This is a genomic window from Crenothrix sp. (assembly GCF_043729335.1).
Lineage (GTDB): Bacteria > Pseudomonadota > Gammaproteobacteria > Methylococcales > Methylomonadaceae > Crenothrix.
On record NZ_JAYTLQ010000010.1, the window covers coordinates 101,561 to 116,433 of the forward strand.

Consider the following 14,873-nt stretch of genomic DNA (forward strand, 5'->3'; position numbering starts at 1 on the left):
TAAATTATAAGGTAAACGTTTATAAAGATGCAAATGATTCTTATTAGCTATCGTAATAAGGTGCGGACACATAGAGTGCTAACCAGAGCTTAAGTTTAGAGAGGTTGGAAGCTTGCTGGGCGTTGGCCGCTTAAGCCCTGGCCAGCATTCTATAGGTCCAGTCTGGGTTGCCTAATGTTTGGCAACCGAGTTTTTTGGGCTTCGACAGCTTGGATTAACAGCCCTATTTTTTAGGCAGGCTCTTTAAAAAGCCCCGCAATTCGGGCTTGCCCCAAAATTGCCCCACCAATACTTGTTGGGTTGTTGCGACGGCTTCCAATGCGGCTTTTTTGGTTTCAGCGCTATTGCCCTTGTCATACTCAGCCAATGCGGTTCTTAATGGGCCAATAGCATTAATGTATCTTCCGAATGCTTCCAGTGTCGGCTGTAAAACAGTGAGAGCCGATGTGGCTGGCGCATTTTTTGCCAATGCGAGGCTTATAGCATTCAGCTTGGTTAGATTGTCCTTATCGGCTTCCGTAATGGCCAGTTTTTTCAAATTAGAGGTTCTTGCCGCCGCGTTTACTAGACCAACACCAAAGCCGTAGCGAGTAATGAGCTTATTGAGTGCCTGGGTCATGTCTTCCACAGTGGCATTAGGCTTGGAAAATACCTTCTCTGCATTCGCTAAGGTGGTTTCAATATCATCGCCAGCGGTTGTAGAGCGGGCATCTATTAAATGGGCGACTGCCGGAAAGCCTTGTTTAAAACGTGTCAGGCTGGCCTTGGCTTGCGTCAAATTTAACGAGGCCGGGTTAAGTGCATCCCTGGCCACATAAAGGGATTTGCTTCTTAGGCCACGCAACGGAACTAGGTGATCAAATAAGGTGCTGAGTTTAGGCGGGGCTTTTGCCATTTGGATGGCGGCGTTTAAGTCTTCTTTTAAGTGAGCCGCTTGCTTACGGAGCAAAGGGAAATTCGGCTTGTCTTTGGCAAGCTCTTTGTCTATTGCAAACTGGGTATCTACTTCCATATCCCTATAAAGTGGTATGGATCTGTAATTAACATAGACTTCTAAACCTTGCCATTTGGCTTCATATTCTTTACTGGCTTTTTTAGCTTTAGCGATGTTTTTTTTGGCAATAGCCTGATCCCATTGGCTAATAAAAGGGTATAAAGATTTTAACGTGGTGACTTCATAGCTGTCTTTAGCGGATGCTGCTGAGCTATACAACAAGCTACTTGCTGTTAAAGCCAAACAAAGCGAAGTACTGGTTAATAAAAAACGTTTCTTAATCATTCAGTGTATTCCTGTAAGGTTGGTGCAAAGCAAAAAAACACTCTTCCAGTTGATAAAAGGAAGTGTGGTGAGGGTAAGCAAGTGATTCGGTAACAAACGCTTATAGTAATGATAATGATTCTTATTTATATTGTCAAGGCAAAAAAATCTACGTATCCCTTGAAATATTGAAATTGAGACAGCTTGTCTATTGAAAACAACAGCTACCTGTGTGGTTAATATTTTGTCAGGCAGCTTCTAAGTACATGCTCAATGCCAACTCGACACAGGTATATAGACTACTGACCAGAGCTTAGGTCTGAAAGGATTTAAGCTTACGCAGCGTTATCCGATTAAGCCCTAGCCAGCAGTCTATATGCCCAGTGTATTGTAGCCACTCAATGCTTAACCATTTTTAATGACGGGCGTATGGGTTTTTGTTGAGTTGGAGTTATTATTTTTTCGGCAGCTTCATTTAAAGTATTGGCAACACCCATGAAGGCTTCCACGCTGAATTGCAACGACATATTTTGCAAGAGTACGGTCACTCTTCCACATTCTTTGCAAATAACAACGTGTCCAAACTCGGTTGTGGCTAAATATTCGTGGGCACAAGGTTTTTTATTCATAGATTTTTCCTTTATAAGTTGAATTCATAAAACTGAATAAAATCATTAAGTTGATTTTGCATTTTGAGAGGATGCTGTTTGCTTTTTATATAGTAAGCAAGCCATGACTTTGAGCGTCTTGTGTAACGCCGCTGCTTTTTGGGCGACAATGTTAAATTGGCAAGCAAACGGTAGTGCCTGGAAACTTGTAAAGCAATACAAGGCGTTTTCAACAAGTCATATTGAGTTTTTAAATATTCAACAGCCATTAATAACATTTTATGCGCATCTTTTTCAGTCATGCTGCTTTTCCTTGATGTTTAGATTTTTTGTCTTAGTGTTGAGTTTAGCGTGGATAACAATAATGCCCAGACTGCTTCTTTTGTACTGATATTTAGGCACTTCAAATCCACAACATGAAGATATTTGCGCTGAATTAAGGCGGTAAAAACGGTTGGAGAAATAGCTATATGTAGCAAGTTATTTTCCATACAAAACCTGAGTAATCTCTATTTAATGCAAATGATAATGATTCTCATTTCTTATGTCAAGCAAGTTTGCCTGCTATGCCGCCAATTCTTAGGTAGTCTTCGGGTATAATAGCCACTTTTTTACAGCGTTTGGGTATCATGAGTAAACAGAGAAAGGCAATAGCATTGATTTCAGGTGGACTGGATTCCATGCTGGCAGCAAGAACCATACAAGAGCAGGGCATACACGTCGAAGGCATCAATTTTTTCACCGGTTTTTGCGTAGAAGGCCATACTCATGCCATACGCGAAAAAGACAAAGCCAAGCCTAAGCGCAATAATTCCTTGTGGGTAGCCGAGCAATTGGGCATCAAGCTGCATATTGTTGATGTCATCGAAGAATATAAAGATGTGCTGCTCAATCCTAAACACGGTTATGGCCAGCACATGAATCCGTGTCTGGATTGCAAGATTTTCATGGTCAACAAAGCCAAGCAATGGATAGCTGAAAACGACTTCGATTTCATCATTACTGGCGAAGTGATGGGGCAACGGCCCATGTCGCAACGCAAAGCCACTATGCCGATTGTGGCCAGAGAATCCGGCGCTGACGATTTGCTGTTACGGCCTTTATGCGCCAAAAATTTACCGGCGACTTTGCCAGAGCGCGAAGGTTGGGTGGATAGGGAAAAGCTACACGATATTACAGGCCGTTCGCGCAAACCACAAATGGCAATGGCCAAGGAATTTGGTATTGACGAGTATTCTCAGCCTGCTGGCGGCTGCTGCTTCCTGACCGATAAATATTATTCCGCTAAATTGGTGGATTTATGGAAAGCCCGTGACAGCCGTGAATACCAGCTGGACGATGTGATGCTGTTAAAAGTCGGCAGGCACATCCGGCCACAACCGCATTACAAGATGATTGTTGCGCGTGAGGAAGGCGAAGGCCGTTTTTTGCAAGGTTATAAAAAAGACTATATCAGCATGAGTAGCACCAGTCATCAAGGGCCTTTGGTGTTGATTGATGGCACCATTGCCGCCGAAGATTTATATCTGGCGGCTAGCATCACCGCACGTTATGGACAGGGGCGCGATGCCGAACAAGTAGAAGTTAATGTGGTTTATCAAGATGGTGCTGAGCGTTCCTTGCATGTTAAACCCATGCTTGAGCAAGATATTCCCAAAGCGTGGTTTGTATGACCCGTGAAGTGCTCAATGCACGGCGCTTGTTGTGCCCGTTACCGGTAATTAGAACCCAGGATAAGGTTAAGCAAATGCAAGCGGGCGATCAGCTGGAAGTGGTTTGCACCGATCCTGGCGTGATGCAGGATATTCCTACCTGGTGCCGTATTAATGGCCATAAGGTGCTGGAACTGTTGTCAGCTGACCATGAATATACGGTGATTTTGGAAGTGGGTGGCGGGTAGGTTTTAAAAATTATTTATCCACGAAAAGCACGAAAATATCATCCTCGGTAATCCTTGATCCTAAGCCCTGTTTGGGAATTAGCGATTATCGCTGCGAGAAAGCAGGTTCCAGAACGCCCCGTTTAGTTTTGTGCGGGTTGATGAATGCAGTAGCGATATTATTAATTTGATTGATGCCTTGAGATAAATCGCGTTCTGCACGAAATCTATTTTCCCTTCGATGATATTGTTGTTCTAAACGCTCAGACAGATTCTAAGGAGCTATAACATGAATGATCACTTTTTAACCGACATAGAAATAGAGCAGTTTAAGTGTTTTACAGATTTTAAAGCTTCTGGATTTAAGCGCGTTAATTTGATTGGTGGGAAGAATAATATTGGTAAGACGGCGTTTATGGAGGCTTGTTTTATTAATGTCCATGCCACAACTGTTAATGCGATGATCACAGCCATTATCATCATTAAATTCAGACGAGAAATACTTAATGTAGTTGATAGTACGGTTTCTGAACATCGTGATTATTTAGATGCTATAAAAATATTTAAAAATTCTTCTAATATAAATAATATATCGTACGAAATTATAGAAAAAAATGCTATCAAGAAATATCAATTTAATATTAATAAAAAACCTATTACTATTGATAATAAAGATTTAACTTTTACTCACAAGCTTATTGACAACATAAATTTTATCGATAATTTTGGATGGCCTAATAGAGCCGTATGTAGGGCTTATCAATCTATCCAGAAACATGACCAAGAAGATGAGTTAAATAGCTTCATACACGAATTTGACAATAATATTGATAACTTTAAAGTCATCGATGGAAAGCCACAATGTAAAACTAATGGTGAATACCGCGATATAGTAGAGTTTGGTGATGGGTTAAGGCATTATATTTCTATTATCTGTGCGCTTTATGCTTGTGAAAACGGTTATTTGTTTATTGATGAAATCGACAATGGCATACATTACAGCCAATTGGATAAGTTGTGGGAGCTTATTTTAACGTTGTCTAAAAAAACTAATTGCCAGTTGTTTGCGATTACGCATTCCAAAGAAATGCTGGAATCGTTTGCACGGGTTGCTAAAAAATTGAATGATCAGGATATTAGCTATACAACGTTAGTTAAAAATAAACAGCAGGAAATTATGGCCATAACCCGCGATTATGAAATGCTTTTAGACAGCATTGAACAAGAGCGTGAGGTTCGGGGATGGTAAAAATTGCCATTGTCTGCGAAGGAAAAGATGATAAAGTATTTTTTGAAACGCTAATAAAACACCTTGGATTTGATGAAAGACGGGTTAGTTTTTATATTTTCAATGGTAAAAGCAATTTATTCAAAGCAGATAATAAAAAATATGAAGATTTAAAATTAGTGGTCGCTAGTGGGCAAATTGATAAGGTTTTATTTGTCCTTGATGCCGACAATGTGCAAAACGATGCTACTTATGGTGGGTTTGATAATACACAGTTAGCGCTGGACGCTATTATTAAACAATTAGCATTTGAAGACATTAGTCAAACCTATATCATGTGTGACCCAATATCTAAAGTGGGCTACTTAGAGTCGTTTATTTTATCTACCATTCCTGAAGAGCAAAGAAATTGCATTGAACATTTTTTAGAATGCTCGCAATTTAAATCTAAAGGGAACCACAAAGCTATTCTCAACAAAATTTATAATATCGCCTACCCAAATGCACCTTATGATTTTGAGCATAGCTATTTTGATTCTCTAAAATTAAAGTTAATTAATCTTTTTAAACAACTTTAATTATCTGCACTGGAGCACAAAGTGTAACGTTAGTGTGGGATGAAGCAGTGTTAGGTGCTTAAACAGAGCGGCCTAATCTTAATTAATTGATAAAACTTAAACAAAGTATTTTAAATTTTATTTTAAAAATATGAAGGATTAAATTATGGCGGTATACCCAAAAGGGTCAGATGGTCAGTTTTATTTCCCAGAAATGCCAGACGTTGCCGGCATTGCATTAGGCACTACCAATGCCGGTATCAAGCAAACGGTCCGGGATGATATTTTGCTGATTCAAATGGCTGAAGGCTCAAGTTGTGCAGCGGTATTTACCCAAAATGCTTTCTGTGCTGCACCTGTCCATGTTGCCAAAGCTAATTTACCCCATCAGCCACGCTGGTTGCTAATCAATTCCGGCAACGCCAATGCGGGTACAGGTAAGCAAGGTATGGGCGATGCTCTGGCTTCATGTGCAGGTGTCGCTGAAACAGTGAAGGGACAAGCCAATCAAGTGCTGCCGTTCTCTACTGGTGTGATCGGTCAGCCCTTGCCAGTCGAAAAAATTATCGCTGCTTTACCCGCCGCTTACGCTAATCTGCGCTTATCCAATTGGGACAGAGCCGCGCGCGCCATTATGACCACAGACACCTTCCCTAAAGGAGTTACCGAAGTGATTAGCATTGATGGCAACGCCATCACCATCAATGCTATCTCCAAAGGCGCAGGTATGATACAACCCAATATGGCGACCATGCTGGGCTTTATCGCTACCGATGCGACTATCAGCCAAGCCTTGTTACAGCAATGTTTGTCGACGGCTGTGGAACAATCCTTTAACCGCATTACCGTAGATGGCGATACCTCTACTAATGATGCCTGCGTAGTCATGGCCAGCGGCTGTTCGCGTGTACCGGAAATTAAAGCTGGCAGCGCAGCACTGGATGTTTTTTCGGCTGCTTTAATGCGTGTCTGCAAGCAATTGGCGGAAGCTATCGTTAGGGATGGCGAAGGGGCCACAAAACTTATTCGCATTCAGGTAGAGCAAGCCTTGCACGATGAAGAAGCCGTGCGGGTAGGCAAAACTATTGCCCATTCACCGTTGGTTAAAACGGCATTTTTCGCCAGCGATCCCAATTGGGGACGCATACTCGCCGCAGTGGGCCGAGCCGGTGTAGAAAACATGGTGCTGAAAGACGTGCAGATTTTTCTGGATGACGTGTGTATCGTCAACAATGGCCAACGTGCCGATGATTACACCGAAGCAGCGGGGCAAGCTGTTATGGATAGGGAGGAAATTACTATCACCGTCAAATTGGGTCGCGGCAGTGCTAGCCAGGAAGTGCTGACCTGTGATTTCTCCTACGATTACGTGCGTATTAATGCCGAATACCGTACTTAGATTGCTATGACTGTGTTGCAAGTAGCGGTCGGAGTAATCAAGAATTCGGCAGGGCAGATATTAATTTCGTTACGTAACCCTGATTTGCATCAAGGTGGTTTATGGGAATTTCCGGGCGGTAAAGTGGAAGCAGGTGAATCTGTTGAGCAAGCCTTACACCGAGAACTCAAAGAAGAGCTGGCGATAGATACACTTGCCGTTGAGCCTTTAATTACCCTTAAACACGATTATGGCGACCGATGTGTGCAACTGAATGTGTGTGTGGTGACGCAGTTTTCTGGTAGCGTTATACACAGTGATAACCAGCCTTTTAAATGGGTAGCGCCGGATGACCTGAGCCAGTATGCTTTTCCAGAAGCCAATAAAGCCATTGTTACGGCCATCCTGTTGCCGGTTTATTATGCAATTTTAGATGATGCTGATCACGAAACACTGTTGTACAACTTGGAGAAAATGCTAATTCAAGGCGTTCGGTTATTCCAGGTTAGATTAAAACGACTGTCGGCTGAAGCAGTGGTGCATTTTGTTGCAGTAGCTTATGGCATTTGCCATGCTTACGGTGCGCGATTGCTCATCAATTCAGATATAGCGGATAGTCGCTATACCGCTGATGGCCTTCATTTGACCTCGACCCATTTAATGAAGATGACGCAGCGCCCCGCTAACCAAACCTGGGTTGGTGCGTCTTGCCATAATCTGGCTGAATTGCAGCACGCGCAAAAAATAGGCGTGGATTTTGTGGTGCTGGCACCGGTTTTAACCACGCAGACCCACGCAACTATTAGCCCTTTAGGTTGGTCAGAGTTCGAAGCATTGCTATCTCATGCCACAATTCCGGTTTATGCGCTGGGTGGTTTATCCAAGTCTGATCTGCCTTATACGCGGCAATTAGGTGCGCAAGGCATTGCTGCAATTAGAGCTTTTCTGGATTAACCTTTTTGCAAAATGACTGAATTGAGTGACTCGCACATGGTTTTATTTCACAGCGTACTTTTCCAGAGTTTCCCATTGTTATGATTCTTTCTCCTGCTGTTCCTAAAACCAACGCTCAAACCATTATTTGGACAGGATTGACCGGCTGCGGTGATTCTTTGGCTTTGGCTTCTGCCATTAAAAATGAAAAACGCTTGTTTGTGATTATCACTCCCGACAATCAAACGGCTTTGCGCTTTGAGCACGAGCTGACCTTTTTTTTGCAGGGCGAGCATCCTATTTTGCATTTTCCCGATTGGGAAACCTTGCCCTACGATGTGTTTTCCCCGCTGCCGCAAATTACTTCAGAGCGTTTACGCACGTTAGCGTTATTGCCAGAAGTCAAACGCGGTGCATTGGTGGTTTCGGTAACGACCCTGATGCACCGTTTGGCACCGCGCCAGCATGTGTTAGCACACAGTTTTGCGATTAAAGTAGGTGATAAATTCAATATGGAGCTTAGCCGCCTTAAGCTGGAAAGTGTCGGTTACCAATGTGTAGGCCAAGTGCAGCAACATGCAGAATTTGCGGTCAGGGGCGCGATAGTCGATTTATTCCCCATGGGCAGCAAGGAGCCGTATCGCATTGAGTTATTTGATGAAGACGTGGAATCCATACGCACGTTTGATCCTGAAACCCAGCGCTCATTGGATAAAATCGACCAGATACAATTGTTTCCGGCGCGCGAGTTTCCGTTTACCGATGATTCTATTAAGCAGTTTCGCCAGGCTTTCAGAAAGGCTTTTCCCAGCACTTCTGAAAAAAATATTATCTACCAGGATGTTACTAAAGGTATTACGCCCAGCGGTATTGAGTATTATTTGCCGTTGTTTGTAGAGCAAACAGCGACCTTGTTTGATTACTTGCCGAAATCGGCTGTAGTAGTTACCAGCAATGGCTTTGAACACAATGCCAGCGCTTTTTATAATGAAGCCGAAGAACGTTTTGAGCAAAGAAAATACGATACTGAACGTCCCTTATTAGCACCGCGTGAATTGTTTTTGTTGGCGGAGGAATTGCAGCAATGGGTGGCGGCTTTTGCGCGTATTAACCTGGATGTACTGTCTACTGAATACCAGCAGCCGACCACGGACAGTGAGCAATTTAACTGCCACAAATTACCTAATCTAACCTTAGATGCCAAAGTGCCCGATTCTGCACAGGCTGTGGTGCAATTTGTTGACGATTACACCGGTAAAATTTTATTTATCGCTGAGTCCGCAGGCCGCCGTGAAGGTTTGATAGATAAATTAAGGCAGTACAAAATTACCGTTAAACAGGTCGATAGCTGGCAGGCATTTTTAAAATCCGAAGTGTCGCCGTGTATTTTGGTAGCGCCTATTGATCATGGTTTGTGGCTGGAAAACCCTGCCATAGCCATTATTACCGAAACGTTGCTGTCTGGTGAAAAAGCCCAGCAACGCCGAAGACGCCGCAAGTCTGGATTGCGCGAGCTGGAAAATATTGTCAATAACTTAAATGAACTGACGATAGGTTCACCGGTTGTCCATCAAGAACATGGTGTAGGCCGCTATCTGGGTTTATTCACGCTGAGTGCAGGCGGCATAGCCGCTGAGTTTTTGGCACTCGAATATGCTAACAACGATAAGCTGTACGTGCCGGTATCATCATTGCATGTTATTGGCCGCTATACCGGCATGAACCCTGATGAAGCACCGTTGCATAAATTAGGCGGCGATCAATGGAGTAAAGCCAAGAAAAAAGCCATTGCGCGTATCCGGGATGTCGCTGCGGAATTGCTGGAAATTCACGCTAACCGAGCCATTAAACAAGGCCATGCCTTTAATATTGATAATGCTGAATATCAGACCTTTGCTGACGCTTTCCCTTTTGAAGAAACGCCCGATCAGCAATCTGCTATCGAAGCCATATTAGATGATATGGCTACCACTCAACCCATGGACAGGGTGATTTGCGGCGATGTGGGCTTTGGTAAAACTGAGGTGGCGATGCGGGCAGCCTTTATTGCTGTGCAAAGTGGTAAACAAGTGGCGGTATTGGTGCCTACTACATTATTGGCGCAGCAGCATTACCAGAACTTTTCTGATCGCTTTGCCGATTGGCCGATGCGGGTGGATGTGTTGTCGCGCTTTGTAACTCCAAAGCAGCAAAAAGAAATCAGCGATGATTTGGCCGAAGGCAAAGTGGATATTGTGATTGGTACACACAAGCTATTGTCCAAAGACATTAAATACCGTGCTTTGGGATTGGTGATTATTGATGAGGAACACCGCTTTGGTGTGACCCAAAAAGAGCACTTCAAAAAATTACGCAGTGAACTGGATATTTTAACGTTAACAGCTACACCTATTCCTCGTACCTTGAATATGGCCATGTCAGGCCTTCGGGATATTTCTATTATTGCTAGTCCGCCGCCTAATCGTCATGCGATAAAAACCTTTATTAGCCAGTGGGTGGATGCACAAATTAAAGAAGCGTGTTTACGTGAAATTAAGCGTGGCGGTCAGGTATTTTTTCTGCACAATGATGTTAAAAGTATGGAAAAAATGGCCAGGGATTTAGCCGCCTTAGTACCAGAAGCGCGTATTGAAATTGCTCATGGTCAAATGCCAGAACGCGAGTTAGAGCGTGTCATGCTGGATTTTTATCATCAACGCTTTAACTTATTGTTATGTTCAACCATTATCGAAAGCGGTATTGATATCCCAAGTGCCAATACCATTATCATTAACCGGGCAGATAAATTGGGCCTGGCGCAATTGCATCAATTGCGTGGGCGGGTCGGGCGCTCACATCATCGCGCCTATGCTTATTTTATTGTGCCGCCAAAATCTTTATTGAGCAAAGATGCTATTAAGCGTCTGGAAGCAGTGGAAGCATCGGGCAATTTAGGCGCAGGTTTTATGCTGTCGTCTCACGATATGGAAATACGCGGGGCAGGGGAGTTGCTGGGTGATGATCAAAGCGGTCAAATTCAGGAAATTGGTTTTACCTTGTATGCGGAATTATTGGAACGGGCCGTTAGCGCGTTAAGATCAGGTAAGCAACCTGAGCTGGATACACCAATGGACAAAGGCCCAGAAGTTGATTTGCAAACAGCGGCATTGATTCCTGAAGATTATCTGCCTGATATTCACGCGCGTTTGGTGTTATACAAGCGCATCTCCAGTGCGGATACCGACAGCGATTTGCGCGAGTTGCAAATAGAAATGATAGATCGTTTTGGTTTGTTACCGGAGCCGGTGAAAACTTTGTTTGGTATTGCTGCTTTAAAACAGCAGTCAGAAAAAATGGGCATCAAAAAAATAGAAGCGAATGCAACGGGGGGACGGTTGATTTTTTCTGCCGAACCGAAAATTAATGCCGAGCAATTGATTACCTTAATACAAACCCAGGCACAGGTTTATAAGTTTGATGGCGCGGATAAATTGCGCTTTATAAAGCCGTTTGAAACGACTGAGCAGAAGTTTGAGTTTATTCGGGAGTTGCTGGGGCAATTGGTTTTGAAGGATACAGCGTAGGCAAACGGTTTTGCCGCTTGCCTTAATGAGGGCGCATGTGCTTAATGCTGAGTTTATCGCTAAATGTGCCGGTAGAAAATATGGTGGCTCAGCATAAGGATTAAGATGGACGTAGAGTGTTTTTGTAAACGCCTTAACTATAATGGTGACCATCGGTTACAAAACCGGTAACGTCACCAACTATATCTATAGCTGTTATAGCAGGTCCTGTATGATCTTCAAAGACAACAGTGTGTGGGCCAGCAGGTTGGCCTGGGAGATTAGCGGTAATATTAACAAGAAGTGCTCCTGCTCTATCCAGATTTTCGGGCAGACAGTTGTCTTTAAGATATCTGTAGGCATCTCCCGCTTTAGAAACAGTGTCTATTGGGACGTAATTGTTGTAAGTATCATATAATTTTATAATGCCGTCAGTGACGCTATATTTGTCGAAAGGGCCGAAATCCCCACCCTTGCCCTCAATGATGCCATTACCATTCCCATGGGCATGACCATTACCATCAGTATCTTTCATAATTTTAGCTGAAGGCAAATCAAGCGTGTCGTATTTATCGAAATTGAATGCTCTATCAAAACCTGTAGGTGCTTTGGGGCCAAGTGCGCCAAAAACGCCAACGAGTTGAAACGGACTGTCGCCTTTATCAGTGTGGATGGTATCGGGATTAGTTTTGCCTGTGGTTAATTTATAAATATCACCCGGGGCACCGGCAACACCGCTACCCCCCCCAGCGCCACCGGCTAAATAATTTTTGCCTGTTCCCCCTTCTAAAGTATCAATGCCTGAGCCACCGTAAAGTTTGTCATTATCATCGCCGCCATAAAGTTTGTCATCGCCATCGCCGCCGTAAAGCGTGTCATTTTTGGTGAAGCCATAAAGAGTGTCATCACCTCCATTGCCATGGATGGTATCTTTTAAGCCACCATTCCCGTTAACCTTAAAGATATTACTGGTAAAAGTATTATCGCCTTTGATTGTATTTGAACTGTTGTTTCCTTTGTAGGTAGACATGGGTATTACCTCGATAATTTTATGTATTAATGTAAAAAGATTTTATTGTGCTGCGTTAAGTTCTTACTGGCGATTGCTTTAATGTGTATTGAGCTATTTTTCCTTAAATGTAAATTAAGAGCTTAACTTAATGTCTATACGCTCAACAAGTGCTTATGATGAGTGGCTTTTGGGCTCTTAATTTACATTTAATTAACGGCTAATTTAGTAGAATAATGTATGAGTAGTATAAAAAGCTTTAAAGTTTTTTGTGCTGATGAGCAGATTTTATTATGCGCTCGTTAGCCATGATTACAACATATCAGCAATTTGTTGTAAATGGCTATGTAAAAAATACCAGCGAAATCTGAAGATCAAGTAAATTCGCCCTGATTTTTTTATATAAATTAAGTGGATGTATTTTGTTTTTACTGGGTGGCGATGTAGAGATAAAAAATATATTTACACTATCATCAATCCAGGTGAGACATTTTGTGGGTGATCGGCACGATGCTCGCCTGTTGATATTGCCGATAGCGCTGCCTACCCCAGATTTTGGTAGCTTCGCTGTTGTCGAGTATTTCAAGAATGCGCTCGCTATGCTGAAAGTTTTCGGGACATCGCGATGACAGATTAATGATGGTGTGTTGCCAATGTTCAGGGGGATTGCTGACACCTATTAATACGGTGTTTTCAATAGCGGGTAATTCACCGGTAAAAATTTGGTGCGGAATAAAACTACCTGCTCTGAAAGTCCAGAGCAGGTCGTCAATCAGCTGGCTTTGTTCCAGGTTATCAGTTAGCACGTAGGCAAAACAACCGCTCCGGTAGGCTTTTTCTATTAGCTTACAGGCAAATAGATGGCGCTCTGAGGTGGATTCTGTTGCCAGTACGTAAAAGCTGATTTCGGGCATTGCTGCTTAAAGTCCTTTGGCGCGATTAATCAAATATTGAGTTAACAGCGGTACAGGCCTTCCTGTTGCCCCTTTTGTCGGCCCTGAGCGCCATGCCGTGCCGGCAATATCCAAATGTGCCCATCTAAAGTTTTTGGTAAACTGCGACAGAAAACAAGCGGCGGTAATAGTGCCACCGTCTTTACTGCCAATGTTGGCCAAATCAGCAAAATTTGATTTTAATTGTTCCTGATACTCTTCCCACAGCGGCAAGCGCCAAAGACTGTCGTTAGCGGTTTCGCTGGCGGTCAACAGGTCGTTACATAAGGCATCATCATTACCCAGTAAGCCACTGGGCACACGGCCTAAAGCGACTAAACAGGCTCCGGTCAGTGTTGCCAAGTCAATCACCACATCAGGGTTAAACCTTTCTGCGTAAGTTAAGGTATCGCAAAGTATTAACCGGCCTTCGGCATCGGTATTTAAGATTTCAACGGTTTTGCCAGACATACTCGTCCAAATGTCGCCCGGTTTATTGGCGTAGCCATCGGGCAGATTTTCAGATGAGGGGATCAGGCCGATAATGTTTAACGGCAAATTCATTTGAGCGGCTGCCAGTAGCGTGCCCAAAACTGCGGCACCGCCACACATATCGTATTTCATTTCATCCATGCCAGGGCCCGGTTTTAATGAAATACCACCGGCATCAAAGGTTAAGCCTTTGCCCACAAAAACTATCGGCTTGCTGTCTTTGTCGCCGCCTTGATAATTTAAGCTAATCAATTTGGCAGGTTCTCGGCTACCGCGTGATACGGATAGAAAAACGTGCATACCCAAGGCTTCCATATCAGACTCTTCGAGAATGTTAATCGTAAGCTTGTCAGATTTTTTACCCAGCTCTATCGCTTGTTCGGCCAGAAAAGTCGGGGTACAGATATTGCCCGGTAAGTCGGACAGATGTTTGGTTAAGGCGACACCTTCAGCAATGGCTTTGCCTTGCGCTAATCCAGCTTGTGCCAAAGTAATCTGCTCTTGTGGTGCGCTGATAATGATTTTTTCCAGCTTGCTCTCGGTTTCTTTATCAGATTTGAGTGCAGTAAACTGATACACCGCATCGCTGAAAACTTCGACAATTTGCCGGGTTTTCCATTGCCAATCGCTATTGCTGACTGAACATTCTGCCAAGCTACAGGCTACGGCTTTAAGGTGTGGCTTTTTTACACTGTTAACCGCAGCATACAGGGCTTTGCGGAAATTTTTAGCCGACAAAGGTTTGTTTTCGCCCAAGCCGACCAGTAGAATGCGTTCAATTGCGCTGTTGGGTACAACGTTGATTAATACGCTGTCGCCCAGTTTCCCCTTAATGTCACCACGGTTGATAACGCTATTGATCAAATTCCGCGTATTATTGTCCAGCGCATTTGCAGGCAGGCAAAGTTGTAGGTCTTGGTAGACGCCAATCATCGTACAATCAGCTTGCAGTGTTTCTAAGGGGGCAGTTTCTATAAAATAGTCCATAGTTTATGTGTGTAGTCTGGCTGAATAGCTGGGTTAAGGATAGGAAAAATCAGGCGCTTGGCATAAGCTC

Annotated in this window: 13 protein-coding genes; 7 read left to right on the forward strand and 6 right to left on the reverse strand. The window is 43.4% G+C overall.

Annotated elements, in window-relative coordinates; all coding sequences use genetic code 11:
* Window positions 1-223: 223 nt before the first annotated feature.
* The 3 genes from ACHZC4_RS03390 to ACHZC4_RS03400 form a co-directional block, all read right to left on the reverse strand.
* Complete coding sequence (locus ACHZC4_RS03390) at window positions 224-1,279, reverse strand: hypothetical protein (RefSeq protein WP_394752378.1); 1,056 nt, start codon at window positions 1,277-1,279, stop codon at window positions 224-226.
* Between the two features lie 377 nt (window positions 1,280-1,656).
* On the reverse strand, window positions 1,657-1,887 hold the full coding sequence (locus tag ACHZC4_RS03395; protein ID WP_394752379.1) for a hypothetical protein: 231 nt from the start codon (window positions 1,885-1,887) through the stop codon (window positions 1,657-1,659).
* An 11-nt stretch (window positions 1,888-1,898) separates the two neighbouring features.
* Window positions 1,899-2,168 (reverse strand): hypothetical protein, encoded by a 270-nt coding sequence (locus ACHZC4_RS03400; protein WP_394752380.1) that lies wholly within the window; start codon window positions 2,166-2,168, stop codon window positions 1,899-1,901.
* Between the two features lie 327 nt (window positions 2,169-2,495).
* On the opposite strand from ACHZC4_RS03400, the gene ACHZC4_RS03405 reads away from it, so the two are divergent.
* From ACHZC4_RS03405 to mfd, 7 genes are all read left to right on the forward strand, one after another.
* Window positions 2,496-3,539, forward strand: a complete 1,044-nt coding sequence (locus ACHZC4_RS03405) for a tRNA (5-methylaminomethyl-2-thiouridylate)-methyltransferase (protein WP_394752381.1) — start codon at window positions 2,496-2,498, stop codon at window positions 3,537-3,539.
* Complete coding sequence (locus ACHZC4_RS03410; protein WP_394752382.1) at window positions 3,536-3,766, forward strand: sulfurtransferase TusA family protein; 231 nt, start codon at window positions 3,536-3,538, stop codon at window positions 3,764-3,766. Before ACHZC4_RS03405 ends, ACHZC4_RS03410 begins: the two co-directional genes overlap by 4 nt.
* Window positions 3,767-4,034: 268 nt before the next feature.
* Entirely contained in the window at window positions 4,035-4,994 is a 960-nt protein-coding gene (locus ACHZC4_RS03415; protein WP_394752383.1) for an ATP/GTP-binding protein, read from the forward strand.
* Window positions 4,988-5,551, forward strand: coding sequence for a DUF3226 domain-containing protein (locus ACHZC4_RS03420; protein WP_394752384.1), 564 nt, complete (start codon window positions 4,988-4,990; stop codon window positions 5,549-5,551). The genes ACHZC4_RS03415 and ACHZC4_RS03420 overlap by 7 nt, the downstream gene beginning before the upstream one ends.
* Before the next feature lie 145 nt (window positions 5,552-5,696).
* Window positions 5,697-6,929: a bifunctional glutamate N-acetyltransferase/amino-acid acetyltransferase ArgJ gene (gene argJ / locus ACHZC4_RS03425; protein ID WP_394752385.1), complete on the forward strand. Its 1,233-nt coding sequence runs from the start codon at window positions 5,697-5,699 to the stop codon at window positions 6,927-6,929.
* A gap of 6 nt (window positions 6,930-6,935) precedes the next feature.
* Window positions 6,936-7,862, forward strand: a complete 927-nt coding sequence (locus ACHZC4_RS03430; RefSeq protein WP_394752386.1) for a Nudix family hydrolase — start codon at window positions 6,936-6,938, stop codon at window positions 7,860-7,862.
* 80 nt (window positions 7,863-7,942) lie between these two features.
* Window positions 7,943-11,404, forward strand: coding sequence for a transcription-repair coupling factor (mfd, locus tag ACHZC4_RS03435; RefSeq protein ID WP_394752387.1), 3,462 nt, complete (start codon window positions 7,943-7,945; stop codon window positions 11,402-11,404).
* Window positions 11,405-11,537: 133 nt separating this feature from the next.
* Here mfd and ACHZC4_RS03440 read toward each other — a convergent pair whose 3' ends face one another.
* The 3 genes from ACHZC4_RS03440 to ACHZC4_RS03450 all read right to left on the reverse strand — a co-directional run bounded on the left by ACHZC4_RS03440 (window position 11,538) and on the right by ACHZC4_RS03450 (window position 14,803).
* Window positions 11,538-12,413, reverse strand: coding sequence for a calcium-binding protein (locus ACHZC4_RS03440; protein ID WP_394752388.1), 876 nt, complete (start codon window positions 12,411-12,413; stop codon window positions 11,538-11,540).
* Window positions 12,414-12,865: 452 nt separating this feature from the next.
* The gene (locus tag ACHZC4_RS03445) at window positions 12,866-13,306 is read right to left on the reverse strand and encodes a DNA polymerase III subunit chi (RefSeq protein WP_394752389.1); all 441 of its coding nucleotides are present in this window, start codon (window positions 13,304-13,306) and stop codon (window positions 12,866-12,868) included.
* A 6-nt stretch (window positions 13,307-13,312) separates the two neighbouring features.
* The gene (locus tag ACHZC4_RS03450) at window positions 13,313-14,803 is read right to left on the reverse strand and encodes a leucyl aminopeptidase (RefSeq protein ID WP_394752390.1); all 1,491 of its coding nucleotides are present in this window, start codon (window positions 14,801-14,803) and stop codon (window positions 13,313-13,315) included.
* Window positions 14,804-14,873: the final 70 nt, after the last annotated feature.